Raw genomic sequence first — 26,345 nt, forward strand, 5'->3', positions numbered from 1 at the left:
AGAATAAAAGGTTAAGAGAGCAAGGCGGCTCCATCACAAGCCCCGGCGTTTGGCGCAGCAGTGTTTGTATTTTGTGGCAATACCATTCCGGGTAGCTCCACAGGGGCAGGGCTGGTTGGCGCCAATCTTGGGGGGATTATGCTGGCCGTCACGGTACAGCCAGTGACCGGCAATTTGTTCAAAACGAGAGCGCTCGTGCAGGGTCACGACACGGCCTTCTTCGCGATAGCGCGCCTTGAACTCCACCACTCCTGTCTGGTCCGTTACGCTACCACGAGCAAACACAATGGTAAGCCCCAGCCATTCGGTATCATGCCCCAAGCGGGTTAATTCGTCAGCGGTTAACTGGCCTCTGGTGTCAGGGTGCCAGCTGTGTAACAGATACTCACCCATCCCCAATACAAAGGCACTGTAACGAGAGCGCATCAACGCCAGGGGGGTGGCCGGTGTTTGAATACCGTCGAGGTAGGGTTGGCAGCATTGAGCAAATGGCTGCTGGCTGTGGCAATGGCAAAGCATGATGAGTCCAGAGTGGCCGCAAGAAAAAGAAACACAGTATGCCATGGCGGCGGTCAGGTTAAACAAAAAACGGCTCCTGGGAGCCGTTTTTAAACACAATTGCCAATCAGAGATATTATTCGATGATTTCAACCTGAATGGTTGCTTGTGCCTTGGCATCTACGCGACGGTCGAACTGACGTTCTTCTTCCGTTACGCCTTCAGCCAGCTCGCTACCGTACCAGGCAGTCTGGATGTTTTGCGCAGCAACACCGCGCTCAACCAGGTAGCCTTTGGCGGCCAGAGCACGACGCTCGGACAACTTGCGGTTATATTCGGCGCTGCCTAAACGGTCAGCATAACCGGCCAGTTCTACCTGGTGGTCAGGGTTTTCTTGCGAGAAACGTGCCACTTCGTCCAGGGTGGCACGAGAGTCGGCAGACAAGTCAGACTTGTCGAAGGCGAAGTAGATAGAGCCATCTGCAGTGACGGTACGAGTTTCGTAGGTTACTTCAGGTGCAGGCTGCTGTACGACAGGAGCGACCGGTGGAGGAGTGGCATCACCGCGATTTGGGTGCAGTACCAGTTCCAGCATGAAGTTGTTCACGTCGGTTTCAAAACCGTTTTTCGCTAAATCGCCCATGTCTTCGATACGGCGATAACGTGCCTGTACGTCAACCAGATCCGAGGCGCGGTAGGTCACACCCAGGCCGGCAAGAGGAGATACACCGTCATCACCGGCGCCGGCATCGGTATCCCAACCCAGGGCACCCAGCTCACCAAACAAAGAAACGCGCTCGCTCAGGGGTAAACGGCCAATCGCGGACAGGTTCAGTGCCTTGGTATCGGCGTCTTCACCAAAGTAGTTGAAGCCCAGCTCGGCACCGAAATACTCATTGAAGTTATAACCGGTGAACAGGCTGACGGCTTCACCGTCTTTGTCCAGACCCGAGTTGTTTCTGTCAATGTCTTCATACTGGGCATAGCCGGCACCGGCGCCCAGGTACCAATCGTTGGCCTGTACGTTGGCAGAAATACCCGCGGCGGCAAGCGCCATTGCAATTAAAGAAGGAGCCACTGTCTTTTTCATGTTGTCTTCCTCATTTTATGAGCATTCGACGTGAGTCGAAATGAATGTATCACCTGTAAGGCCACGGAACGTCTCTTCCGTTGCCGGTGATGTGCAGGAAGTCCTTTTTATTTTTTATTCAGAATACGTTCTTGTTGAACGCGTTATCCTGCTGAGTATGCCCGCACGAATCCAGCCTAGCGGTTTTTATAGGCGCTCACAAGATGTTAGCCGGACTAAAAGGCTAAAATTGTCGCAGCTTTTGCCATACACTGGCCTGTTTGGTCGTCTACGGAGTGTTAGGTGAGTCTTTTTTGGATTTATTTTGGTTAAAGTAATACAAGAGCACAACGAGTCTATTATGTGGTGTTAAACTAAAATGACCAAGGATGGATTATTTGTTATCGAAAGACTTCGATAGGAGTAGCAAAGCGATGAATCCAGATACCAGCTTAGTCGGTAAAAAGATCCGGCAAATCCGAGAAGTGATGGGGCTGAGCCGCCCCAAGTTTGCGGAATTGCTTCAGGTACCACCCACAACCTTAAAAAACTATGAATTAGGCTATCGGGAAGTCGGGGGGGCCTTTTTGGTGGCGCTGGCCCAGCATCCCGAGCTGCATAAGTACACGCTGTGGCTGCTGGCCGGCCAGACCATAGAGAGTGCAGGTCAGATAGCACCGGAGCAAGACGGCTGACTCAGGACAATGACGGCAGATAACTAAGGCAGCACGCTGATGAGGCAAGCTGCGCACTGGTATGGCTGCCACATGGGGCTTCGCGTTAGGTGCGTCTTGTTTCATATTGTTTGTAGCGCGCTATCATGGCGGTTTTTTGTGCGCCAGCTTGTTGAGTGCGATAAGCAATCCAGGTAAAAAGTGGCGCGGCTCGGGATAATGTAATGTATTACGGTGTCGATATGGGTGGCAGCAAAATTGCCATCGCGACCTTTGATGAACAAGGTCAGGAACAAGAACGTTCGGTGTTTGCCACGCCCCAGAGTGCATATTCCGAGTTAATCGCGTTATTAGTCGAATGGATAACCCAAGCCGACCATCGCTGGCAAACCCAAGGGAGCGTCGGTGTGGGGTTTCCCGGCATAAAAGACGCACAGGGTCGTTTGCTGGCGCCCAATGTGCCGGCTATTCACGGCCAGTACCTGCAACAGGATTTACAACGGCAGCTGAACAGACGCGTCTATGCGGACAACGACGCCCATTGCTTTCTGATGTCTGAATACCAGGGTGGCGCGGCGCAGAGCCGTGACTTGGCCTTGGCACTAACACTGGGAACCGGGCTGGGTGGCGCCTTGATACACAAAGGGCAGCTGGTCAACAGCCATCGCGGGGGCAGTGCCGAGTTTGGCCACGGTGTGATTAATGCCGGCTTGCTGGCGCGTTACCCCGAATTACCCTTGTTTGCGTGTGGGTGCGGTTTACGGGGTTGCCTGGAGACCTATGTATCGGGCACGGGTCTGGCTCGACTCTATCAGTACCTTAATCCCCCCTCTACTAAAAACGCGTCTCTGTCCGGGCCCGCTATTATTGCTGCCTGGCGACAAGGGGAGGCTGACGCGCAAAAAACCCTGTCATTGTATCTGGATATTCTTGCCTCGGGGCTGGGGAACCTGATGACGCAGCTGGATCCCGACGTGATCGTGCTTGGCGGCGGCTTAAGTGACCATGCCTGGCTCTATCAGGAGTTGAATGCCCGGCTTCCTGCTTATCTGATGCGCGATGTGGAGCCGGCGCCTGTCATGGCTCCGGTGTTTGGCGGCAGCGGCGGGGTGAGGGGTGCTGCTTTATTGGCCAAGTGTGCCATCTGACCATTTAGCTGACCGTCATATTTTGTTAGCATGCCTCTTTTACCCAACTATTAGGGAATGTCATGTCGTCATATGAGACAATAGAGCTAAAGGCCAGCTACGGTGTTGGTCGTCAAATCGGTGATCAACTGACCCAGCAGTCTTTTGATGGCCTGGAAGTATCAGCCGTGCAACAAGGCTTGGCTGATGCCATCGCCGGCGCAGAATTCGCCGTGTCTCGCGAAGACATTAACAGTGCGTTTCAGGTGATTACCCAGCGTATGCAAGAAAAGCAGGCGGCCGAGTCTGCCAAGGCGAAAGAAGAAGAAAACAACTTCCTGAGCGCAAACGGCGAACGTGCCGAAGTTGAGCAAACCGAATCAGGTCTGCAGTATGAAGTATTGGTTAAAGGCGAAGGCGCTGTTCCTTCTGCTACCGATACCGTTAGCGTGCACTATCACGGTACCTTTATTGACGGTTCTGTGTTTGACAGCTCAGTGATGCGCGGTGAGCCGGCTCAGTTCCCGGTCAACGGCGTGATCAAGGGCTGGGTTGAAGCGCTGCAGCTGATGCCTGTTGGCTCCAAGTGGAAGCTATACGTGCCTCATCACCTGGCTTACGGCGAGCAGGGCGCAGGTGCCATCCCACCTTGTGCCACTTTGGTGTTCGAAGTCGAGCTCCTGGAAATCGCGTAACACATTAAAAAAACCGGCAGCCGCCGGTTTTTTTATGCCTGTAAATATCGTTTAAAAGCCGGAACTTATCTGGCAGACTTCTGTGTTACTTGTGATTGAGCATAAAGAAAGGAAGAACAGCATGACAAATCCGGTTCGCATCGCCGTAGCTGGTTGTAATGGACGTATGGGCAAGGTATTGGTGGAGTCAGTAACCCAGACCAAGGGCGTTACCCTGACCGCTGCCCTCGAGCACTCCGGCTCGAGCGTATTGGGGGTTGATGCCGGCGAGCTGGCGAATGTGGGTCGCCTGGGCGTCACCGTCACCGATGATCTGGCGGCGGTTATCGATCAGGTCGATGTCATTATCGACTTTACCCGCCCCGAGGCAACACTGGCCAATATTGCGTTGGCGCAACAGCATGGCAAGCGACTGGTCATTGGTACCACCGGCTTTGACGATGCACAAAAAGCACAGATTCAAGCGGCGATTACCGATACCGCCATGGTGATGGCATCCAATTACAGCGTGGGCGTGAACCTGGTATTCAAGCTGCTGGAACAAGCCGCCAAGGTCATGGGCGATTATACCGATATTGAAATTATAGAAGCCCATCATCGTCATAAGGTCGATGCGCCATCCGGCACCGCCATCAGCATGGGCGAAGTGATTGCCGATACGCTGGGCCGTGATCTGAAGACCTGTGCCGTTTACGGCCGTGAAGGCATTACCGGCGAACGTGACCCGAATACCATCGGCTTTGCTACCGTGCGCGCCGGTGACATAGTGGGCGAGCATACGGCTATGTTTGCCGATATAGGCGAGCGTGTCGAAATCACCCATAAAGCCTCCAACCGACTCACATTTGCCAATGGGGCCGTGCGTGCCGCCGCCTGGATAGCAGACAAAGAGGCGGGATTATACGATATGCAGGATGTACTGAACCTCAAGTAGCGTTACATCATGAAGAACGACCTGAAAGACAAAGTAATCGAGGTTATCTCTGTTTTTCGGGTCACTTTGTTTAATGATGATGTTTTTATAATGTTGATTATTAACGAGTTTATTGTTGGTTTGTGTTTTATGTGACAAAGTTGACGTTATTCTGTCTAAACCCTTGTTTACAACTTTTGCTTGTGTCCTTCTTCATTTTTATTGCCTCATTATCGATTTTATTGCGCTTTTTGTGATGTCGAACCCACAAAAAAGGTTTTTTTACTAAATAGATTGTTGGAAATGACGCCTTTATATAAGATACGGGGAATTTGCCCAGTATTAGCCGGAATGCAGTTGTAGCTCACCTATGCTCATTTCGGGACAGCCAGGTAAATTGTTGATTTATAAGAATTAACTCGGAGGTTGTCTTGACAAACACAGCGCTGCTCGTACTAGAAGACGGAACAGTCTTTCATGGTACAGCCATTGGTGCCGACGGTTGTTCCGTTGGTGAAGTGGTATTTAATACGTCCATGACGGGATACCAGGAAATACTCACCGACCCGTCTTATTCCCGCCAAATCGTAACCCTTACTTATCCCCATATAGGCAATACCGGCACTAACGCAGAAGATGAAGAGTCCGACCGAGTTCATGCTCAAGGTTTGATTATTCGAGACCTCCCCATTATCGCTTCCAACTTCCGCAATCAAGGCTCTCTCTCCGATTACCTCAAAGCCCATAACATAGTGGGTATTGCCGATATAGATACTCGTAAGCTCACGCGTATTTTGCGTGAAAAAGGGGCTCAGGCCGGGTGTATCCTGGCCGGCGCAAACCTGGATGAAGCCACAGCATTGGCCGAGGCCAAGGCCTTTCCCGGTCTTAAAGGCATGGATCTGGCGAAAGAAGTGACCGTTGCCGAGTCTTACACCTGGCGGCAAGGAAGCTGGGCCCTGGGCAAAGGCCATAGCGAGCCTGCCGAAGCCGACCTGCCTTACCACGTGGTGGCGTATGACTATGGCGTTAAACGCAACATCTTGCGCATGCTGGTCGACCGCGGCTGTCGTCTGACGGTGGTACCGGCACAAACCTCGGCGGCCGAGGTGCTGGCCCTGAAGCCCGATGGTATTTTTCTGTCGAACGGCCCGGGTGACCCCGAGCCCTGTGATTACGCCATTACCGCCATCAAGGCGCTGCTGGACACCGGTATTCCGATATTCGGGATTTGCCTGGGGCACCAGTTACTGGGCCTGGCGAGTGGTGCCAACACCATGAAGATGAAGTTTGGTCATCATGGTGCCAACCACCCGGTGAAAGATATCGAGCAGAATACCGTCATGATCACCAGCCAGAACCATGGCTTTGCGGTTGATGAGGCCAGCTTGCCGGCCAACATGCGCGTAACGCATACCTCATTGTTTGATGGCACCCTGCAGGGTTTTCACCGCACCGACAAGCCAGCGTTCAGTTTTCAGGGGCACCCCGAAGCCAGCCCAGGCCCGGGCGAAGCCGCTAACCTGTTCGACCATTTTATCGATTTGATTAAGCAGCACAGCGCGTAAAGGAGTAGGGAACAGTCATGGCAAAACGTACAGACATACAGAGCATTCTGATCCTGGGCGCAGGCCCCATCGTGATCGGTCAGGCCTGTGAATTCGACTACTCCGGTGCCCAGGCATGTAAAGCCCTGCGCGAAGAAGGTTACCGCGTCATTCTGGTGAACTCCAACCCGGCGACCATAATGACGGATCCGGAAATGGCCGATGCCACTTACATCGAGCCCATTCACTGGGAAGTGGTCCGCGAGATCATCAAGAAAGAGCGCCCCGATGCCGTGTTGCCCACCATGGGTGGCCAAACCGCACTTAACTGTGCGCTGGATCTGGAAAAGCACGGCGTGCTGGCCGAGTTTGGCGTGGAAATGATTGGCGCCACCGCCGATGCGATTGATAAAGCAGAAGATCGCAGCCGTTTCGATGCCGCAATGAAGAGCATCGGTCTGGCCTGCCCCCGAGCCGGTATCGCTCGTACCATGGACGAGGCCTATCAGGTACAAGCGGAAGTCGGCTTCCCTTGTATTATTCGTCCTTCGTTTACCATGGGCGGCTCCGGCGGCGGTATCGCTTATAACCGTGAAGAATTTGAAGAAATTTGTACTCGTGGCCTGGATTTATCTCCGACCAACGAGCTGCTGATCGATGAATCCCTGATCGGCTGGAAAGAATACGAGATGGAAGTGGTGCGGGATCGTAACGATAACTGCATCATCGTCTGCGCCATCGAAAACTTCGATGCCATGGGCGTACACACGGGGGACTCCATTACCGTGGCCCCGGCGCAAACCCTCACCGATAAAGAATACCAGCTGATGCGCAATGCCTCCCTGGCCATTTTGCGTGAAATCGGCGTAGAAACCGGTGGGTCCAACGTCCAGTTTGGTATCGAGCCGGATACCGGGCGCATGGTCGTGATCGAGATGAACCCACGGGTTTCTCGCTCATCGGCCCTGGCGTCTAAAGCGACGGGCTTCCCGATTGCCAAAATTGCCGCCAAGCTGGCCGTGGGTTACACCCTGGATGAACTGCAAAACGACATCACGGGTGGCCTCACGCCTGCGTCATTTGAACCGGCGATCGATTATGTGGTGACCAAGATCCCGCGCTTCAACTTCGAGAAGTTTGCCGGCTCCAACGACCGCCTGACCACGCAGATGAAGTCGGTGGGCGAAGTCATGTCCATTGGTCGCAACTTTCAGGAGTCGCTGCAAAAAGCCCTGCGCAGCCTGGAAACCGGCCAGCATGGCCTGGATCCCATTATCGACCTGAACGATGCCGACAGCATGGCGCGTATTCGTCACGAGCTGCGAGAGCCGGGTCCCGATCGTATCTGGTACATAGGCGATGCCTTCCGTGCCGGTATGAGTATGGATGAAGTATTCAAGCTGACCAACGTAGACCCCTGGTTCCTGGTGCAGCTGGAAGAGCTGATCAAGCTGGAAGGGCAGGTCCAGGAGCTGGCGATTACCGACCTGACGCCTGAGCTGCTGCGCAGCCTCAAGCGCAAGGGCTTTGCCGACATCCGTTTGGGCAAGCTGCTGGGGCTGTCTGAAGATGAAGTACGCAAGCTGCGTCATCGCTTCGAAATATTCCCGGTGTACAAGCGGGTGGATACCTGCGCGGCCGAGTTCTCGACCGATACCGCTTACATGTACTCCTCTTATGATGACGAATGTGAAGCCAAGCCATCGGATAAAGACAAGATCATGATCCTGGGCGGTGGCCCCAACCGTATCGGCCAGGGCATCGAGTTCGATTACTGCTGCGTGCATGCCGCCCTGGCGCTGCGCGAAGACGGTTACGAAACCATCATGGTGAACTGCAACCCGGAAACCGTCTCTACCGACTACGACACCTCGGATCGCCTCTACTTTGAGCCGGTGACCCTGGAAGATGTGCTGGAAATCGTGCGCATTGAACAGCCCAAGGGAGTGATAGTGCAGTACGGCGGCCAAACGCCGCTTAAATTGGCGCGTGCATTGGAAGCCGCCGGCGTACCCATCATAGGTACCAGCCCGGATGCCATCGACCGTGCCGAAGACCGTGAGCGTTTTCAGCAAGCCATTGAGCGCCTGGGTCTGAAGCAGCCAGAAAATGGCACGGTGACAGCCATGGAGCAAGCGGTGGTGGTGGCCGAGCGCATCGGTTACCCCTTGGTGGTGCGTCCTTCTTACGTGCTGGGCGGCCGCGCCATGGAAATCGTCTACGACGAGCAAGACTTGCGCCGCTATTTCAATGAAGCGGTCACCGTATCCAACGAATCGCCGGTATTGCTCGACCGTTTTCTGGATGACGCGATCGAAGTGGACGTGGATGCCATTTGCGACGGTAAAGACGTGATCATCGGCGGCATTATGGAGCACATAGAGCAAGCCGGTGTGCACTCTGGTGACTCCGGTTGTTCATTGCCTGCCTATACCCTGAGCCAGGACGTACAGGATGCAATGCGCGAGCAAGTGCGCAAGCTGGCCCTGGAGCTGGGTGTAGTGGGTTTGATGAATATTCAGTTTGCGGTCAAAGGCAGCCAGATTTACCTGATTGAAGTCAACCCGCGTGCCGCTCGTACCGTGCCCTTTGTATCCAAAGCCACGGGGATTCCGCTGGCCAAGGTGGCCGCTCGCGTGATGGCGGGCAAGACACTGGCCGAGCTGGGAGTCACCAAAGAAGTGATTCCCCCCTATTACTCGGTAAAAGAAGTGGTGCTGCCCTTCAACAAGTTCCCGGGGGTGGATCCCTTGTTGGGCCCGGAGATGCGCTCGACCGGTGAAGTCATGGGGGTCGGTGCCACCTTTGCCGAAGCCTTTGGTAAAGCACACCTGGGCGCAGGCAAGGCGGTACCTACCGGTGGTCGCGCCTTGTTGTCGGTTCGTGAGAGCGACAAGAAGCGCGTGGTCGAGCTGGCAAAAGGCTTGCTGGCCGCGGGCTTCGAGCTGGATGCTACGCACGGCACCGCAGTGGTGTTGGGTGAAGCCGGCATCTATCCGCGCCTGGTGAACAAGGTACATGAAGGTCGACCTCATATTCTGGATCGCATCAAGAACAATGAGTACACCTACATAGTGAATACCGCCGAAGGGCGCCAGGCCATCGAAGACTCGCGGCAGCTACGTCGCGGTGCTTTGGCGCAAAAACTGGCTTATACCACTACCCTGAATGGCGGTATTGCCACTTGCATGGCCATGGCCCACGATGTCACCGCATCGGTGATTTCGGTTCAGGAAATGCATGCCCGTATTGCCAACGGCGAATAAGCGATATCGAGCGAGTCCTCGCTCACTATGAGTCGATAAACAGAAGGCGCCGGCAGGCGCCTTTTTGCTGCCTGCCTTTCGTTGCAGTCGGAGTGGTTGAAAAATAACCAGCTAAAGGCACGATAAAGTTTGACGCCATCCCCAGTCTCCCGTAGAGTACGTCTCAGCAAAAGATTCAAGTTAGCGCGGCCGTTGTACATTGTTCGTTCCTTATGGCACTACAGTCACCAAGCTTCCCTTATTTGATATTTGTTGCATTTTCCGAGCAGACGCTCGTCACACTAAAATAAAGGTAAGAGTTATTATGGCTACTGGTACCGTAAAATGGTTCAACGAAGCAAAAGGTTTTGGTTTTATCACTCCCGCTGACGGCGGCAAAGACTTGTTCGCGCATTTCTCTGAAATCGTGGGCAGCGGTTTTAAAACTCTGGCAGAAGGCCAGCAGGTATCTTACACTGCTACTGAAGGTGCTAAAGGTCCTCAAGCTTCACAAATCGAAGCTATCTAATTACCCTTGCGGTAATACAGATACTAAAAAAACCCGCTTCGGCGGGTTTTTTGTTTTTTAAAGCTGTGAAGGGTGAAGCGTAAAGAGTGAAGGGGACGACATAAAACACCGAGCCGGCGAGGTGGGTGGTATTCTCTTCACCCTTCACCCTTCACCCTTCACCCTTCACCCTTCACGGGCTGTTGCTTTCCATCCAGGACTCCAGGATCAGCTGGGCCGACACGGCATCGACGGCGTCTTTGCCCAGGGCCTTGTAGCCGCCGGCGTCAAACAGGCGGGCGCGGGCGTCCGTGGTCGTCAGGCGCTCGTCCTGCAGCTCGACCTTCACCCCAAAGCGACCGTGCAGGCGGTTGGCAAACTTGCGGGCGCGCCGGCTGATGTCTTGCTCTGTACCGTCCATGTTCAACGGTAACCCTACCACCAGCAAAGCGGGTTGCCACTCGTTCAACAAGGCGGCTATTTGTTCCCAGTCGGGAATGCCGTCATTCGCCTTCAAGGCCAGTAACGGGCGGGCCGAGGCGGTCACTTCCTGTCCTACCGCCACGCCAATGCTTTTGGTGCCGTAATCAAAACCGAGCAAGGTACGGCTCATGCATGACCTACCTGTGATGAGAGATGGCGCGCGTCTATGCCTAAACGGGCGATGGCCTGATGCCAGCGGTTGGCCAGCGGCGTATCGAAGATCAGGGCGGTGTCGGCGGGAATCGTGAGCCAGCTGTTCTCGGTCAGCTCCTGTTCCAGCTGACCGGGAGTCCAACCTGCGTACCCCAGCACCACCAGATAGCGCTCGGGAGCCTGTTCCGTGCCCAGGGTTTCCAGTACGTCCGGCGAGGTGGTAATCATCAGGTTATCGGCCAGCATTTGGCTGGAGCTGAACCCGGCTACCGGCGTGTGCAGCACAAACCCCCGATCGGCGGCCACGGGACCGCCTTGCAATACGGGCTTGTCGAGCTCCTCTGGCGCCTCTTTGGGTGCCATTTCCAGCTGCTCCAGCAACTCATGCAAGGGCATATCAATGGGAATATTGATCACCAGCCCCATGGCACCTTCGTCGTTGTGTTCACACACATAGGTAACGGAACCGGCAAAGAAAGGGTCTTTGAGGTTGGGCATGGCAATAAGAAAATGGTGTTGCAATGATTCCATGTCATCTCGTCTTGAGTCAGAAATGGCCCCGCCTGCAGCCGGCGGGGATAATGGTCATACTATTCAGGATAGACGTTTTTCAATCGCATCCATCAGCATGCCTGATATATTGACCGGAAACGCCGCCTCAATCTCGCGGACACAAGTCGGGCTGGTCACGTTTATTTCGGTGAGTTTATCACCAATAATATCCAGCCCAACAAAGATCAGGCCTTTTGCCTTCAAGGCGGGGCCCAGGGCTTCGGCAATGCGGCGATCACTGTCGCTCAAGGGGCGTGCTTCGCCACGTCCGCCGGCGGCCAGGTTGCCACGGGTTTCACCGCCTTGGGGAATGCGGGCCAGACAATAGGGCACGGGCTCGCCATCCACCACCAAGACCCGCTTGTCGCCGTCGGTTATGGCGGCAATATATTCCTGCGCCATGCAATAGCGGCTGCCGTGATCGGTCAGGGTTTCAAGGATCACGCCCAGGTTGGGATCGTCTTGCTTGACCCGAAAAATAGACGCGCCACCCATGCCGTCGAGCGGCTTGAGGATAATGTCGCCATGTTCCTGGTGAAAAGCGCGGATCTCTGCGGCGTTGCGACTGACCAGGGTGGTGGGCGTAAACTCGGAAAACCAGGCGGTATAGAGCTTTTCATTGGCGTCGCGCAGGCTTTGCGGCTTGTTGACGATCAGGGTGCCTTTTTCTTCGGCGCGCTCCAGCAGGTAGGTGGCGTAAACAAACTCGGTGTCAAAGGGCGGATCCTTGCGCATCAAGATAACGTCCAGGTTACTTAACGGCTGGCGCTCGGCGGCCTCCAGGGTAAACCACTGGTTGGCGTCTTCCTTGACCGTTAGTCTGGCCATGCGGCCGAACGACTCGCCCTCACGCAGGCTGAGATCGCCCATTTCCATATACCACAACTCGTAGCCGCGGCGCTGAGCTTCTAGCAGCATGGCGAAGCTGGTGTCTTTTTTGATGTTAATGGACTGAATAGGGTCCATTACGATTCCCAGTTTGATAGTCATGCAAGATCTCCAAATCGGCATTGCAAAGCAGTGATGGCGGTCAGGGCCGCGGTTTCGGTTCTCAGTACGCGAGGGCCGAGCAGAATATCAACAAAGTCCTGTTCTCGGGCCTGGATGATTTCGTCATCAGACAGGCCGCCTTCCGGACCGACCAACAGTCTAATACCCGCATCGGGTGCCGGCAAAGTGTTTACGCTATATTCGGCTCTGGGGTGAAGGTTGAGCTTGAGGTCATCGGTTTGCTCGGCCAGCCACTGGGTGAGCGTCATGGCGGGACGAACAAGGGGGATCCGGTTACGGCCGCATTGCTCGCAGGCAGCAATGGCGATGCTTTGCCATTGCTGAATCTTCTTGTCGAGGCGCTCACCGGACAGCTTGACGCCGCAGCGGCTGGAAAACAGCGGGGTGATGATGTTCACCCCCAGCTCCACCGACTTCTGGATGGTGAATTCCATTTTTTCGCCGCGGCTGATGACTTGCCCCAGATGAAAAGGCAGGGGGGATTCGCAGTCACGGGCATCAAAGTCACCAACGCGTACCCGCACCGTCTTTTTGTCGGCGTGCACAATGTCGGCCTGGTATTGACCGCCCTGGCCGTTAAACAGCACCAGGGATTGACCGGCCTGCATGCGCAGCACGCGACCCACGTGATTGGCCGCGTCATCCGACAGGGTTAATTCCAGTCCGCTGCTTAATACGGCGGGTTCATAAATTCGGGGTATACGCATAATGTTTGCACTGTTCCTTTACAAAAGGATTGTGATTGCCCTGTATGGCATTAATACGATGATCGCGTTCGCACTCCCAGCTATTAGCCGGGTATTGCCGGTTCCAGGCTTCAAACAGCTTGAGCTGCTGCGAGGCAATCTTTAGCTTATATTGTTGCTGCATGTATAAATAGGTTCGGGCAATGGCGCCACGGCTTTCTCTGGGTGGCTGCACCTTTCGACCCTTGAAGTCGACCAGCATTTGGCAGCTGCCGTACTGATTGGGTTTGCCATTCCACTCCGAAAACCGGTAGTTGGAACGATCGCCGTTTACCTCGCCCACGGCGGGCACCAGGTTATGCAGGTCCCCCTCCATTTGCTTGAAGAGATTGTCGTGACGAGTACAGTTTTTTCGACCACCCTGTTGCCAGCATTGGCGTTGATGGCCCAGTTCCCAGGCCGGTACTACGTGTTCCCATTCAATGCGGCTGGCGCGCCTTTGCTGCTTGCGTACCTGATAGCCGCAACTGGATAAGTCGGGCACCAGTTTTTTGCCGTTTTTGTTAATCGCGCAGCCACAGTAAAACGTGACGAGGTGATCGTTATAGATAGCCGGTGCTTTTCGCTTGGCCTGACTAAAAGACAAGGCTTCGCCATAGGCAAGCCCGGAGCATAAGCCCAACAGTAAAATGAAATAGCGCACAATTTATTATTTTTTATGATGTTATAAGAAGAAGTTTACCACTCGCAACCAGAGCGGGGAAGGGCAGACGGCCAGCCTTCTCTTGCTAGTCTTTGCGCAATATCTCGTTACAGTGCAGGCATTGGTAGCGCTGTTTGCCACGTTGCATATTGTTATGGCGCCGCAGGGTGAGTTGATGCGTGCGACAGCCACATTGGTAGCTGAAAGTGGGGGCAACCTTACTGGTGTTAAGGCGATGGCGGGTCCGCGGCGTAACTTGAAACACCGACTGCATAATGTGCTGCCATTCGGGCCCGTGGGGTTTGACCTTGCCAAAACAGGCAAAGGCAATCAGATGGGCCACTTCATGAGGAATGATCTCCGCCATAAACTCGGCCTCGTTATCAATCAGTAGCACCGGATTAAAGCGCAGCTCCCAGCGCTCGAGCCAGGCCGAACCGGCAATACGGCCCCGCTGGTTAAAGTGCACCTTGGGTAAAGGAAACTCACGTGATAACTGAGCGGCAGCCTGTGTGATGCAGTCATTGACACGCGCCAAGACACGTTGTTGTAAAGGAGAAGTCATGGGAGTCATAAGTAATATCGCATCACTCATTTAGTTAGTGTGAAAGCTGGCGGCTCAAGACTGAAGACGTTTTTGCCACGGAATCCACGGAAGCCACGGAAGAAGGACAGAGCTCAAGAGCGACAGTTATATTTCTTATCAGGTTTTAGGATCTGTTTGTCTTTATCATCTTGGTTTTTCAGTGGATTCCGTGTTCTTCCGTGGCGAGAAAGTCTTTAGTCTTTAAAGTGACTTATGTCATATCATCCACAGAAAAAAGGGAAGCTTGCGCTTCCCTTTTATGCTTGGTTATTTAGAACAGCGTTACTTGAGGCCGGCGGCGTCGCGCAGCAAGTCGGCCTTGTCGGTGGCTTCCCAGGGGAATTCATCGCGACCAAAGTGACCGTAGGCGGCGGTAGCCTGATAAATGGGGCGATTCAGGTCCAGCATCTGGATCAGACCATAAGGGCGAAGATCGAAATGCTCGCGCACAATGGCGTCAATCAACTCTTCTGCTACCTTGCCGGTGCCAAAGGTTTCGACGCTGATAGAGGTCGGCTCGGCGACGCCAATGGCGTAAGACACCTGAATCTCACAGCGTTCGGCCAGGCCGGCTGCCACAATGTTTTTGGCTACATAGCGCGCAGCATAGGCGGCGGAGCGGTCAACCTTTGACGGATCCTTGCCCGAGAAGGCGCCACCACCGTGACGAGCCATGCCGCCGTAGGTATCAACGATAATCTTGCGACCGGTCAGGCCGCAGTCACCCATGGGGCCGCCAATAATGAACTGGCCGGTTGGGTTGATTAAATATTTGGTGTCTTTGGTCAGCCACTCGGCCGGCAGCACCGGCTTGATGATCATTTCCATGACCGCTTCACGCAGGGTGGCCTGATCGATATCCGGTCCGTGCTGGGTCGACAGCACTACGGTGTCGATGGCCAGCGGCTTGCCGTTATCGTCGTAAATGAAGGTCACTTGCGACTTGGCGTCGGGGCGCAACCAGGGCAGCTCGCGGGCTTTACGCACGTGGGCCTGGCGCTTCACCAAACGGTGGGCGTAGGTGATGGGGGCTGGCATCAGTACATTGGTTTCGTTGGACGCATAACCAAACATCAGGCCCTGGTCGCCGGCACCCTGAGCGTATGGGTCTTCATCTTTGCGATCGACGCCCATGGCAATATCGGGAGACTGTTTACCAATGGCATTCAGTACCGCACAGCTTTCGCCGTCGAAACCCATTTCCGAGCTGGTGTAGCCAATGTTGCGCACTGTGTGGCGCACCAGGTCTTCAATATCAACCCAGGCGCTGGTAGAGATTTCACCGCCAACGATGACCATGCCGGTTTTGACGAAGCTTTCGCAAGCAACGCGGGCAGTGGGGTCTTGTTCGATAATGGCGTCCAGTACCGCATCGGAGATTTGGTCGGCAATTTTGTCTGGGTGACCTTCGGATACGGACTCGGAGGTAAACAGTCTGGCCATGATGGTTTCCTAACGTAAATATAAAGTCTTGAGTGTCATGACCGCTCAGGATGGCGGTATTAACATCTGGACGGCTATTCTAGTGAGGCACGACGTCGATTACCAGTAAAAAGTGCGTTGCCGGCACCTGGGGGTGCCAAGGATGACACCGAGCCTGCACACAGATTAGATTTGCGCCGCTTGGCAGTCTTTGGGACAATACCGCCGTTTATTCACCCTCAAATTACGTAACTGTCTCAGGAGATGTCGATGCCTTCTCGTCAAGTGCTGGCTAATGCCGTGCGCGCATTAAGTATGGATGCGGTCCAGAAAGCCAATTCCGGCCACCCCGGAGCCCCTATGGGCATGGCGGATATTGCCGAGGTGTTGTGGCGCCATTACCTCAAGCACAACCCCAGCAATCCTAACTGGGCCGATCGTGACCGTTTTATTTTGTCCAATGGTCATGGCTCCATGCTGCTGTACTCTTTGCTGCACCTCAGTGGCTACGACCTGTCTATCGAAGATCTGAAACAGTTCCGTCAGTTGCATTCCAAAACCCCCGGCCATCCCGAATACGGTTATGCGCCCGGTATTGAAACCACCACAGGCCCACTGGGCCAGGGCATTACCAATGCCGTGGGCATGGCCATTGCCGAAAAATCTCTGGCGGCGCAGTTCAACCGTCCGGGCCATGAGATTGTGGATCACTACACCTATACCTTTATGGGCGATGGCTGCCTGATGGAAGGCATTTCTCACGAAGCCTGTTCGCTGGCCGGCACTTTGGGCCTGGGCAAGCTGATTGCCTTTTGGGATGACAACGGTATTTCCATCGACGGTGAGCTGGACGGCTGGTTCAGCGACGATACCCCCAAGCGCTTTGAAGCCTACGGCTGGCATGTGATTGCCGATGTAGACGGTCACGACAGCGCTGCCCTGACCGCCGCCATCGATGCCGCTCGCGCCGATACCTCTCGCCCGACCCTGATTTGCTGCAAAACCGTGATTGGTTTTGGTTCTCCGAATAAGGCCGGCACCTCAGACAGCCACGGCGCGCCTCTGGGTGAGGCAGAAATTGCCGCCACCCGCGAGCAGCTGGGTTGGAACCATGCCCCCTTTGACATCCCTGCCGACATTTATGCCGAGTGGGATGCCAAAGCCCAGGGTGAAACTGCAGAAGCCCAGTGGAACGAGCAGTTTGCTGCCTATGCTGCCGCACATCCCGAGCTGGCCGCTGAATTCAAACGCCGTGTTGCTGGCGAATTGCCTGCGGATTGGGCGGCGCAAAGTGCCGACTTTATCAAGACGCTACAAGCCAACCCGGCCAAAATTGCCACCCGTAAAGCCTCACAGAATGCCCTGGATGCGTTTGGTGCTATTTTGCCCGAGCTACTGGGCGGCAGCGCCGACCTGGCGCCGTCCAATCTCACCATGCACAAAGCCTCTCAGGCCATTAGTGCCGAAGACGCCAGTGGCAACTACCTGCACTACGGTGTGCGTGAATTTGGCATGAGCGCCATCATGAACGGCGTGGCCCTGCACGGCGGTTTTGTGCCCTACGGCGGCACCTTCCTGATGTTTGTGGAATACGCGCGTAATGCCTTGCGCATGGCTGCGCTGATGAAGCAGAGAGCCATTTTTGTCTATACCCACGACTCTATCGGTCTGGGTGAAGATGGCCCGACTCACCAGCCGGTAGAGCAGATTGCTTCGTTGCGCCTGACGCCGAACATGAGCACCTGGCGCCCCTGTGATCAGGTGGAATCGGCAGTGGCCTGGAAAGCGGCCATCGAGCGCCAGGACGGCCCGACTTCACTGATTTTCTCTCGTCAGGGTCTGGGACAGATCGATCGCACCGACGAGCAGCTGGCCAACGTGGCCAAGGGCGGTTATGTACTGAAAGACTGTGCCGGCACCCCCGAGCTGATCATCATCGCCACCGGCTCCGAGGTTGAGCTGGCCATGGCGGCCTGCGAGCAGTTGAGCGCCCAGGGCAAGCAGGTACGCGTCGTATCCTTGCCGTGTACCGATGTGTTCGATGCCCAGTCTGCAGAATACAAAGAAAGCGTACTGCCGGCAGCGGTAACCAAGCGCCTGGCCGTAGAAGCCGGTATTGCAGATTACTGGTACAAGTATGTCGGCTTTGGCGGCGACATCATAGGTATGACCACCTTCGGCGAGTCGGCTCCGGCCGGTGACCTGTTCAAGCTGTTTGGCTTTACCGTTGACAACGTAGTCGAAAAAGCGAACGCCCTGCTAGGGAACTAAGCTGGCCTGAAGCCCAAGCGTTACGTTGAATAAAAAAACCGGCCTGTTGGCCGGTTTTTTGTGTCTGAAGCAAGGGCAGCACGGCACCGTCTTTTGGAGAAGCCGGCTCTGTGTAACAGAACAGCATGATATTTGTAGTGGCTGCTTTAGCTGCCGTTGTCGCGCAGCGGCACAGGGGTTTTTACTGATAGCTGAAAGTGGTCATATATGGCTGTTTTCTGGTGGTTTGTCATTGAGTTTCACTGTTGCTCTGCCCACAAAGCCTGTATTAATGCAGACTGGTGCTTGCATCTGCTCGGTGATACTTTAAAGGTGGTCATCATCAAGGGAGGGGAACCGTCGTGTTCGTTGATACCGAACATAACCAAGGAGCAGTATGCGCATGCGCAATGTAAACATGTGATGAGAGTGGCTATGACCAAGGTGAATCTATGAAAGAACCTAAGCTGGGCGATATGGAGCAAGCTTTATCTGCCAGCAGCGAAGCGAGTGCGATTTCACCATTTTTGCTCACCGAAATATTCCAGAGCTTTGAAGAGGCGGTTGTCGTTGCCGACACAAATCGGCGCATGGTGTATGTGAACTCGGCGGCAGAACGTCTGTTTGGTTACCCAAAGGACGACTTGTATGGGCAAGAGACAAAAATACTTTACGCCGATGAAAGTGACTTTTCAGAACAAGGCCGAAAGCGCTTTAACGTCGCGGGCAGAATAGCTGCAGAGAATTACAGGGTGCTATATCGCCGGTCGGACGGGGAGCAGTTTCTGGGGATGACGACCGGTGCAGCCATGCGTTCTGCCGGCGGGAAAGTCGTCGGTTTTATTGGCGTGATCCGCCCGGCTCGTTCGGCAGACCAGTCCCTGGATGCCCTGCAAAAGATCCACAACATCACGTCTGATGTGACCATGAGCCATGATCAAAAAATAGCATCATTGCTGCGGGTGGGTCTTAACCACTTTGGTCTGGAGGTGGCCATACTGTCACGTATCTCGGGAGATGATTACACCGTTGAAGACTGCGTGGATCTCCATGGAGAACTGGAGCCCTCAACAAAATTTGATGTGTCGGGAACCTATTGCATTCACACCTTGAGCGAGAACAAGACGGTCGGTTTTCATTTTGTGGGCCGAAGTGAAATTCAACACCACCCCTGCTATAAAAATTTCAAACTGGAATCCTATATAGGCACCCCGATAAGACTGGGCGGAGAGCTATACGGCACCGTTAATTTTTCCAGTCCGCTGCCGGTTGAGCCGTTTTGCAAGGATGACTATATCCTGATGGAGCTGCTCTCCGACACCTTCAGTTTTCTCCTGTACAAGAAGAGATCCGAGGAGGAAATGGAAGCCCTGGCCCGGGTCGACGAGTTAACGGGCTTGCCGAACCGACGCGCAACCTGGGAACGTTTGAACGAGCTGATAAACCAATCCAATCGGTCTGCCCAGAAGCTGAGTGTACTTTCGATAGATATTGATCATTTCAAGGCTATTAATGATAAATGGGGACACGCTGCAGGCGATTTGGCATTGGTCAAGTTTGCTGATGTGGTGTCAGGCCTAGGCCGCAACACGGATTTTTGTGGCCGCATAGGGGGAGAAGAGTTTATTTTTGTCCTGCCCGGTGCGGATGTAGCAGCTGCCCGGAAGTTTGCAAACCGACTGAGGCAAGGCTTAGCGGTGGAACCGGTCGCTCTCGACAGCGGCGAGTCCATCACCCTCAGCGTGAGTGCCGGTATCGCCATGCTCGAGAGGGGCGAGTCGCTCGAAAGCCTGCTTGCTCGTGCCGACGAGGCCATGTACAAAGCCAAGCAACAGGGCAGAAACCGTGTGTGCCAGTGACTCTCATAACCCTAGTGTTAATTAGGACGCTCGCCAGCTCGAGCCGGGTACGCAGGCGTTACCTTTAAGATTGCTGCTCAACTGACCACCCGCGCCAGGGAGAGACATGCTCCTGGCGTATCGGTATTCCCGCCCCTCTTGTCATTCTCGCGAAGGCGGGAATCCAGGACTGGCGGCGCAACGCTGTCAGTCCCGGCATCCACATCAGTGACAAGGTATTATACCAAACTGATTAAATAACAGATCTATTTTTGCTCTATAAATGTCGGACAAAGGGCCTCCTCCACCGACACGCTGCAAGCACGTCCCTGTGACGCTCAGCACATGACATCCTTGTCATGTGATGGTCGGTGGAGGAGATCCCTTCATCCTCCCAGGTGCTACGGAGTTGCCTGTTGGTGGTGCCTACAGGCAACTCGGTGCTTGAGAAGAGGCAGCAGAGATCGCCTCCCACGACCGTGAAATGCTATGGACGGCATTTCCCGAGCCCTCAGGGATGAGTTTATGGCGTGTCGTGGGAGGTGGCTGTGGTGCCTCTGGTATTCAGGATCAAAGGTGATCAAATCTTTACTGTAATTGATATTATTTGGCGCTATTGAGATTACTGGATTTCCAAGAGCTCCACTTCAAACACAAGCAGGGAGCCCGGCTTGATTGTGCCGGCGGGGCTGTTGCCGTAGGCGAGTTTGGACGGGATGAAAAACTTGAACTTGTCACCCACCACCATTAATTGCACGCCTTCGGTCCAGCCCCTTATGACGCGATTTAGCGGGAAGCTGATGGGCTCTTTACGTTCTACCGAACTATCAAATACGGTGCCGTCCAACAGCGTACCATGATAATGCACGGTGACCGTTGAGCTGGCGCCGGGATGAACACTGCCTTCGCCTTTTTCCAATACTTGGTATTGCAAGCCGGACGCGGTTTCCTGCACCTCGTCATTGGCCTTGTTGGAGGCTAAAAATGCCTTGCCTGCCTCGATATTTTCAAGCGCTGCTTTCTTGTTGTTTGAATTTCTAATGACGTAAAATGCCAAGACCAGAATGACGACCGCCAAAATAACAAATTTCATTATTTATCCTATTAATATTGAGATGCCCGCATTCTACCACTCGACCAGGGATGCTGGAAACGGCTTCAACAGCGTGCGCATCCTGTGGCAGCTATCTCCTTAGCCATTCAATCAAGGCCGCCTCCGACATGGGGCGGGCGCGCAGGTAGCCTTGATAGGCGGGGCAGTCCAGCTCGGCCAGTATGGCCAGCTGCTGTTCGGTTTCCACGCCTTCGGCCACGACGCTCATGTTCAGGGTGCGGGCCAGATCCAGCAGACAGGCGATAATGGCCTTGTCCTGGGAGCGCTGGTCAATATATTGAATAAAAGCGCGGTCGAGCTTTAATTCATTCACCGGCAGTTCACGCAGATAGGCAAACGACGAATAGCCGGTGCCAAAGTCATCGATGGACAGGTTGACGCCCAACGCCTTGATAAGGGCCATGCGATGACGGCTTTCCGACAGGTTTTCGAGAAACACGCCTTCGGTGACTTCCAGGGTCAGGTGATGACGACAGCTCGGGTATTGCTGCATCAGCAGTGTCAGTCGCGAAATAAAGTCCGGGCTGTGAAAGTGACGGGCGCTGATATTGACCGACAGGCAGCCCGGTGCCAGCGGTATTTGCTGCCAGCGTTGAAAGCTGGAGCAGGCCTGCTGCAGTACCCAGTTGCCGATGTCGCAAATCAAGGAGGTTTCTTCTGCCACGGGAATAAAAATGCCGGGAGGAACCGGCTTTTTCCCCGGCGGTTGCCAGCGTAGCAGGGCTTCTACGCCCACGTGTTTGTTATCGGTTACCCGTTGTTGTGGTTGAAAGTACAGCTCCAGCTCATTATGGAGCAAGGCGTGCTGCAGATCATTGGAAATGCGCAATCGCTCCTGTATTTCATCGGCCATCTCCTGGCTGTAAAACACCGGGTTGCCAGAGGCGACTTGCTTGGCAATATGGTTGGCGGTATCGGCCTGGCGCAGGTATTCCCCCCGATCCACCTGGGCGACGGGAAACAAACTGATGCCGATGCTGGCACTTAAATGCAAGCGCAGGTTCTCCAGTTCAAACGGGATGAAAAACAGCTCGTTCAAACCGTGAGCCAATTGTTCGGCACAGGTTTTGGCACCGATATAACCATGGCTCAACCCGGGGAAGAGCAACGCAAATTCATCGCTGCCAATGCGGGCCAGGCTGGCACCGTGACTGTGTTTGACAAAACTGGCCAGGCGCTCTGCTACCAGGAGCAGCAGTTGGTCGCCAATGGCGTAGCCCAGTGAGTCATTAATACTCTTGAAATCATCAAGATCGAGCAGTAGCAGGGCGCCACGACTCGAGTCGATTTCGGCTTGTTCTACGGTCTGGTTGATGTGCTCCACCATGTAACGGCGATTATGCAGCCCGGTGAGCTCATCAAAATAGGCCATGCGTTCTATGCGCTGCTTGGCTTGCTGTTGTTGCGACAAGTCTTCCAGCCAGCAGACGTAATGCATGATGCCCAACTTGTCTTTTACCTGGGAAATCCGTAGATGCACCGGCATCATCTGGCCATCGGCACGCAGGAGTTGTTGTTCACCCTGCCAGCTTTGTTGCTGCTGCAGGCTATGGGTAATGCTGTCCACGGTGGCGTGGTAGGGGGTATCTGCTCTCAGGCTCAGCGCCGAGCGCCCAATCAGCTCGTCGCCGCGGTAGCCACTCATTTGCGCAAAGGCCTGATTGGCTTTTTGAATATTCATGTGGCCGTCGGTAATAAACAGGCCTTGCTGCGCATCAAAGGCGGCGGCGGCCACCATCAGGGCTTCCTGATCTCGTCGGCGCAAGAGCTCGGCGCTGAGTCTGCCTTCCAGTTGCTCGAGCAATAACTGCATGTTGGTTGAGGCGTGTAGCGGCTGTTTGAACAGCAGGGCGAGTATGCCCACGGGTTGCTGGTTCTGATCTTTAATCGACAGGCCAATATAGGCCTGTATGCCTTTTTCTCGCAGCATGTCATCGGCTGGAAAAAGCTCTGCAATATCATTGTGATATACACACACCTTGTGTGCGCTGCTCACACTGATGTGGCAAGGGGTCGTGGCGAGAAAGTAACTGAAAGGCGCTTGTAACTGCTCATCCATAAAGCAGGATACCACTCTCACCTTTTTCCGGTTCGGGTGTAGCAGCCCGACCAGTGCGATATCTGCCTGACACAGGGCGGCAAGCTGCACCATCAACTGATTAAAAAAGTCCTGCCCGGTGTGGTGTAACAACAAGGGAGTCAGTCGGGCGATATCGATATCGTCGTCCTGAACCGGGGGGCTCTGGGCCGGCTGCATCATCAAACTGGCAAGCCGATCGGCAATGGCCGCGACAAATTGCAAGTCCGAGGGGGTCACGGGGGCGCGTGCCTGTGCGTATTCCAGGCTGATGACCCCCACGACTTTTTGCTCTATGAGCAGCGGTACATCCAGGCGATGGGCAATACCGTCGTTTGCGAGATAATGAAAGGCGCTAAGCAGGGGTTGCTGGGCGCAATGGCTGTAACTCAGGCCACCTCTTTGACGCAAGGTGCGTAAATAGCGTCGCTCCGCCTTAACCGGCTGCAAGGTAAAGGACAGCCCCTGACTATACAAAGGTCGCAGTATCTCTTCTGTCGCATAATGGCGCCACAACACCACCCGGTCAGCGCCTTGCTGACTCATCAACTCATCGAACAGCAGCGGCATGCTTGCCGCCAGGCTGGACGCACCAGTACTCTGGTTGAGCCATGTTTGTTGCAGCTGCCATTCGCTGATGCCTAGCTGATCCTGCTGTTGATGCTGCGACATGTCCGCACTCAGCAGCCAGTGATTATTTTCAACGGGCGCCAGGTGACAGTGCCAGCGTCGCTCATGGAGGGTCAGCACCAGGCTGTCAGGCAAGCCCTTAGTACAGAGTTGCTCGAGCTTGCGTCGATCGATCTCGTTAAGTTGACACAGTAAAGAGCGGCTTGCGTCGGGCAAGCGTATCTCGTCTGCCACTTGTGTGGTTAACGGGGTGAGACAAAATTGTGAGTCCAACCTGAAAAAACACAAGTGATGTTGAGGGCGATGCAATGCAGGCAACTGCATACTGTTGATATTCCTTATAAATACGCACTTTCCGAGTAAGGTCATCTTGAACGCTAGCCGAGGGATTGTAAATAACGACACCGACATTGCTCAAAACTAAATTTGCCCGGCAGTTTATATATAAGCTTTACCTAATGTAAAGTTTGCCTGTATTATTAGGGAAGTCTAATTTAATGGGAGACAGTGATGACCATAGTCAACTTTACGCCATGGACCGCCCTGATAGGAGGAGCCTGCATTGGTGGCGGTGCGCTGCTGCTACTGCTGGGCACAGGCAAGATAGCCGGTATCAGTGGCATCGTCTCGGGAATAGGGGCTCGGGCCGATAAAGGCTGGCGGTGGGCATTTGTGCTGGGGCTGGTGTTGGTGCCAACCGTATTATTTGGTAGCGGGCAGATAGCCATCCCTGAATTGGCCTCGGTGTCTGCGCTTAAGCTGGCGCTGGCGGGCGTTCTGGTCGGCATAGGTACCCGGCTGGGCAATGGCTGTACCAGTGGCCATGGTATTTGCGGCATCGGCCGTTTTTCCTGGCGCTCGATCGTGGCGACCCTGGTGTTTATGGCTACGGGGATAGCAACCGTTACCGTGTTGGGATGGGGAGCATAACGTTATGTTGATGATTATTTCATTATTATCCGGCGCCCTGTTTGGCCTGGGGCTCGTGGTATCCGGCATGATAGATCCCGCCAAGGTGCAGGGTTTCCTGAATGTATTCGGCAACTGGGATCCCAGTTTGGCCCTGGTGATGGGTGGGGCCTTGCTGGTGTTTGCACCGGGTTATTGGCTGTGGCGTCGTCAGGGCCGACAGCAATGCGCACTGGGCGCGGAGCTGCCTGAAGTGCCGGCCCCCGTGATTGATAAGCGCCTGCTGTTGGGAGCACTCATCTTTGGCATTGGCTGGGGACTGGTGGGTATTTGCCCAGGCCCGGCATTAGGCTTGCTGGGCAGCTTTCAATGGCAGGCAGGCTTGTTTGTGGTCGCTATGCTGTGCGGATTCTGGCTGGTAGGGAAAACACAGCGGTAAGCCTTACGCCGTAAATCAAAGACCCACACCGTCTTTCTTTACGTGCAGCGTACGCCAGTCTCTTTGTCACAGGTCGCTAGTCAGTAAACCAATGCATAGAGGCAGCTGGGTAGCCTCCTCCGACACGCTGCGGATAAATGACACTCACTTTTTCAACCGCTGCGAACATTCACCGGATGTTCGGTCAGGTTGAAACGGTTCGTCACGGCGAGGCAAGCTCGCCCCCTGCACGCTCAGCACATGACGTCCCTGTCATGTGATGGTCGGCTGAGGCTATCCCAGCAGCCTCTTTTTAGGCACCGAGTCTTCGGTGGGCACCACTGACCGACGGCACAGGTGTCAAATGGGAAGGCAGAGGGTGTCAGCTCAACCGACCATCCGCGCCAGGGCCAATAAATGCTCCTGCCATATTGGCATTCCCGCCCTCCCTGGCGGTCAGATAGCGCGGTTTGAGCCTTTATGGGGCAGCTTGCTGCCGTGTATCTTTGCTGGGTAATGGACTGAATATCCAGTGAATATTCACAGCCGTTATCCAGCAAAGATGGCTTTAACCCACGGCGTGTCGGAGGAGGTGTGCCCTCTGCCTGACACCACATTAACTTCAAAAAATATCAACAAATAGTTGTGACTAAGAGACAGGCGTACGGCTTAAGGCCCATCACGGCTGGGCGTTTATTGTTCTGTTAAATAATTCATCACGACCTGGTGATGGTCTTTGGTTTTGAACTTGTCGAATACTTTGCACACGGTGCCGGACTCGTCGATTAAAAAGCTGATGCGGTGAATACCGTCGTACTCTTTGCCCATAAACTTCTTTAAGCCCCATACGCCAAAGGCGTCGGCCACGGCGTGGTCTTCATCGGACAAGAGGGTGAAGTTGAGTTCATCTTTTTCTTCAAACTTTTTCAGTCGCGCCACCGGATCCGGGCTGATGCCCAGTACCACGACATTGTGCGCTTCAAGCTCGGCACGGCTGTCGCGCAGGCCACAGGCCTGTACCTTACAGCCTGGCGTCATGGCCTTTGGGTAGAAATACACCAGCACTTTTTTGCCGCTAAAATCGCCAAGGCTGACGGATTCACCATTTTGGTCGAGTAGGGTAAAGGCAGGCGCCGGGCTGCCAGCAGGTAAATAGTTCATGATGAGTCTATCCAGATTGGGTGGAAGAGAGCCAAGATACTAGCATAAATTGCAATGGGCTCCAGTGCCTCTCTTG

The 26,345-nt window shown here is 54.5% G+C and carries 23 protein-coding genes; 11 read left to right on the forward strand and 12 right to left on the reverse strand.

The genetic code is table 11. The features are described 5' to 3' along the window. Nucleotides 1–33: 33 nt before the first annotated feature. Together ACN0VL_RS03685 and ACN0VL_RS03690 are read right to left on the reverse strand one after the other, a co-directional pair. Nucleotides 34–585 (reverse strand): YchJ family metal-binding protein, encoded by a 552-nt coding sequence (locus ACN0VL_RS03685; RefSeq protein ID WP_417614775.1) that lies wholly within the window; start codon nt 583–585, stop codon nt 34–36. A gap of 49 nt (nt 586–634) precedes the next feature. Then, the gene (locus ACN0VL_RS03690; protein ID WP_417614776.1) at nt 635–1,588 is read right to left on the reverse strand and encodes an OmpA family protein; all 954 of its coding nucleotides are present in this window, start codon (nt 1,586–1,588) and stop codon (nt 635–637) included. A gap of 413 nt (nt 1,589–2,001) precedes the next feature. Here ACN0VL_RS03690 and ACN0VL_RS03695 point away from each other — a divergent pair, with 413 nt between their 5' ends. The 7 genes from ACN0VL_RS03695 (at nt 2,002) to ACN0VL_RS03725 (ending at nt 10,297) form a co-directional block, all read left to right on the forward strand. Beyond that, a complete protein-coding gene (locus tag ACN0VL_RS03695) occupies nt 2,002–2,262 on the forward strand; it encodes a helix-turn-helix domain-containing protein (RefSeq protein ID WP_417614777.1) in 261 nt (86 codons plus the stop codon). A gap of 203 nt (nt 2,263–2,465) precedes the next feature. Continuing rightward, nucleotides 2,466–3,389, forward strand: coding sequence for an ROK family protein (locus tag ACN0VL_RS03700; protein WP_417614778.1), 924 nt, complete (start codon nt 2,466–2,468; stop codon nt 3,387–3,389). Between the two features lie 62 nt (nt 3,390–3,451). Then, entirely contained in the window at nt 3,452–4,063 is a 612-nt protein-coding gene (locus tag ACN0VL_RS03705; protein ID WP_417614779.1) for an FKBP-type peptidyl-prolyl cis-trans isomerase, read from the forward strand. A gap of 121 nt (nt 4,064–4,184) precedes the next feature. Further along, on the forward strand, nt 4,185–4,997 hold the full coding sequence (dapB, locus tag ACN0VL_RS03710) for a 4-hydroxy-tetrahydrodipicolinate reductase (protein WP_417614780.1): 813 nt from the start codon (nt 4,185–4,187) through the stop codon (nt 4,995–4,997). A 410-nt stretch (nt 4,998–5,407) separates the two neighbouring features. Then, complete coding sequence (carA, locus tag ACN0VL_RS03715; RefSeq protein ID WP_417614781.1) at nt 5,408–6,544, forward strand: glutamine-hydrolyzing carbamoyl-phosphate synthase small subunit; 1,137 nt, start codon at nt 5,408–5,410, stop codon at nt 6,542–6,544. 17 nt (nt 6,545–6,561) lie between these two features. Beyond that, nucleotides 6,562–9,789 (forward strand): carbamoyl-phosphate synthase large subunit, encoded by a 3,228-nt coding sequence (gene carB, locus ACN0VL_RS03720; protein WP_417614782.1) that lies wholly within the window; start codon nt 6,562–6,564, stop codon nt 9,787–9,789. A gap of 304 nt (nt 9,790–10,093) precedes the next feature. Beyond that, complete coding sequence (locus tag ACN0VL_RS03725) at nt 10,094–10,297, forward strand: cold-shock protein (RefSeq protein WP_417614783.1); 204 nt, start codon at nt 10,094–10,096, stop codon at nt 10,295–10,297. Between the two features lie 172 nt (nt 10,298–10,469). On the opposite strand, the gene ruvX is transcribed toward ACN0VL_RS03725, so the two are convergent. From ruvX to metK, 7 genes are all read right to left on the reverse strand, one after another. Continuing rightward, on the reverse strand, nt 10,470–10,889 hold the full coding sequence (gene ruvX / locus ACN0VL_RS03730) for a Holliday junction resolvase RuvX (RefSeq protein WP_417614784.1): 420 nt from the start codon (nt 10,887–10,889) through the stop codon (nt 10,470–10,472). Next, a complete protein-coding gene (locus ACN0VL_RS03735) occupies nt 10,886–11,443 on the reverse strand; it encodes a YqgE/AlgH family protein (RefSeq protein WP_417614785.1) in 558 nt (185 codons plus the stop codon). Before ACN0VL_RS03735 ends, ruvX begins: the two co-directional genes overlap by 4 nt. Before the next feature lie 63 nt (nt 11,444–11,506). Next, on the reverse strand, nt 11,507–12,454 hold the full coding sequence (gshB, locus tag ACN0VL_RS03740; RefSeq protein ID WP_417614786.1) for a glutathione synthase: 948 nt from the start codon (nt 12,452–12,454) through the stop codon (nt 11,507–11,509). Beyond that, nucleotides 12,451–13,182 (reverse strand): 16S rRNA (uracil(1498)-N(3))-methyltransferase, encoded by a 732-nt coding sequence (gene rsmE / locus ACN0VL_RS03745; RefSeq protein WP_417614787.1) that lies wholly within the window; start codon nt 13,180–13,182, stop codon nt 12,451–12,453. The genes gshB and rsmE overlap by 4 nt, the downstream gene beginning before the upstream one ends. After that, entirely contained in the window at nt 13,160–13,864 is a 705-nt protein-coding gene (locus ACN0VL_RS03750) for an endonuclease (RefSeq protein WP_417614788.1), read from the reverse strand. The genes rsmE and ACN0VL_RS03750 overlap by 23 nt, the downstream gene beginning before the upstream one ends. An 85-nt stretch (nt 13,865–13,949) precedes the next feature. Then, nucleotides 13,950–14,429 (reverse strand): SprT family zinc-dependent metalloprotease, encoded by a 480-nt coding sequence (locus ACN0VL_RS03755; RefSeq protein ID WP_417614789.1) that lies wholly within the window; start codon nt 14,427–14,429, stop codon nt 13,950–13,952. A 303-nt stretch (nt 14,430–14,732) separates the two neighbouring features. After that, complete coding sequence (metK, locus tag ACN0VL_RS03760) at nt 14,733–15,893, reverse strand: methionine adenosyltransferase (protein ID WP_417614790.1); 1,161 nt, start codon at nt 15,891–15,893, stop codon at nt 14,733–14,735. Between the two features lie 249 nt (nt 15,894–16,142). Here metK and tkt point away from each other — a divergent pair, with 249 nt between their 5' ends. After that, on the forward strand, nt 16,143–18,143 hold the full coding sequence (gene tkt / locus ACN0VL_RS03765) for a transketolase (protein WP_417614791.1): 2,001 nt from the start codon (nt 16,143–16,145) through the stop codon (nt 18,141–18,143). Between the two features lie 431 nt (nt 18,144–18,574). Beyond that, nucleotides 18,575–19,981, forward strand: a complete 1,407-nt coding sequence (locus tag ACN0VL_RS03770; RefSeq protein WP_417614792.1) for a diguanylate cyclase — start codon at nt 18,575–18,577, stop codon at nt 19,979–19,981. 601 nt (nt 19,982–20,582) lie between these two features. Here ACN0VL_RS03770 and ACN0VL_RS03775 read toward each other — a convergent pair. Beyond that, complete coding sequence (locus tag ACN0VL_RS03775) at nt 20,583–21,053, reverse strand: FKBP-type peptidyl-prolyl cis-trans isomerase (RefSeq protein WP_417614793.1); 471 nt, start codon at nt 21,051–21,053, stop codon at nt 20,583–20,585. A 91-nt stretch (nt 21,054–21,144) separates the two neighbouring features. Then, nucleotides 21,145–23,997: an EAL domain-containing protein gene (locus ACN0VL_RS03780; protein WP_417614794.1), complete on the reverse strand. Its 2,853-nt coding sequence runs from the start codon at nt 23,995–23,997 to the stop codon at nt 21,145–21,147. A 294-nt stretch (nt 23,998–24,291) separates the two neighbouring features. Between ACN0VL_RS03780 and ACN0VL_RS03785 the strand changes: the two genes are divergently transcribed. After that, entirely contained in the window at nt 24,292–24,711 is a 420-nt protein-coding gene (locus ACN0VL_RS03785) for a YeeE/YedE family protein (protein ID WP_417614795.1), read from the forward strand. 4 nt (nt 24,712–24,715) lie between these two features. After that, a complete protein-coding gene (locus ACN0VL_RS03790; protein WP_417614796.1) occupies nt 24,716–25,129 on the forward strand; it encodes a DUF6691 family protein in 414 nt (137 codons plus the stop codon). Nucleotides 25,130–25,801: 672 nt separating this feature from the next. On the opposite strand, the gene bcp is transcribed toward ACN0VL_RS03790, so the two are convergent. Then, entirely contained in the window at nt 25,802–26,269 is a 468-nt protein-coding gene (gene bcp, locus ACN0VL_RS03795) for a thioredoxin-dependent thiol peroxidase (RefSeq protein WP_417614797.1), read from the reverse strand. Nucleotides 26,270–26,345: the final 76 nt, after the last annotated feature.

It is taken from the genome of Oceanisphaera sp., assembly GCF_048268965.1.
Lineage (GTDB): Bacteria > Pseudomonadota > Gammaproteobacteria > Enterobacterales > Aeromonadaceae > Oceanimonas.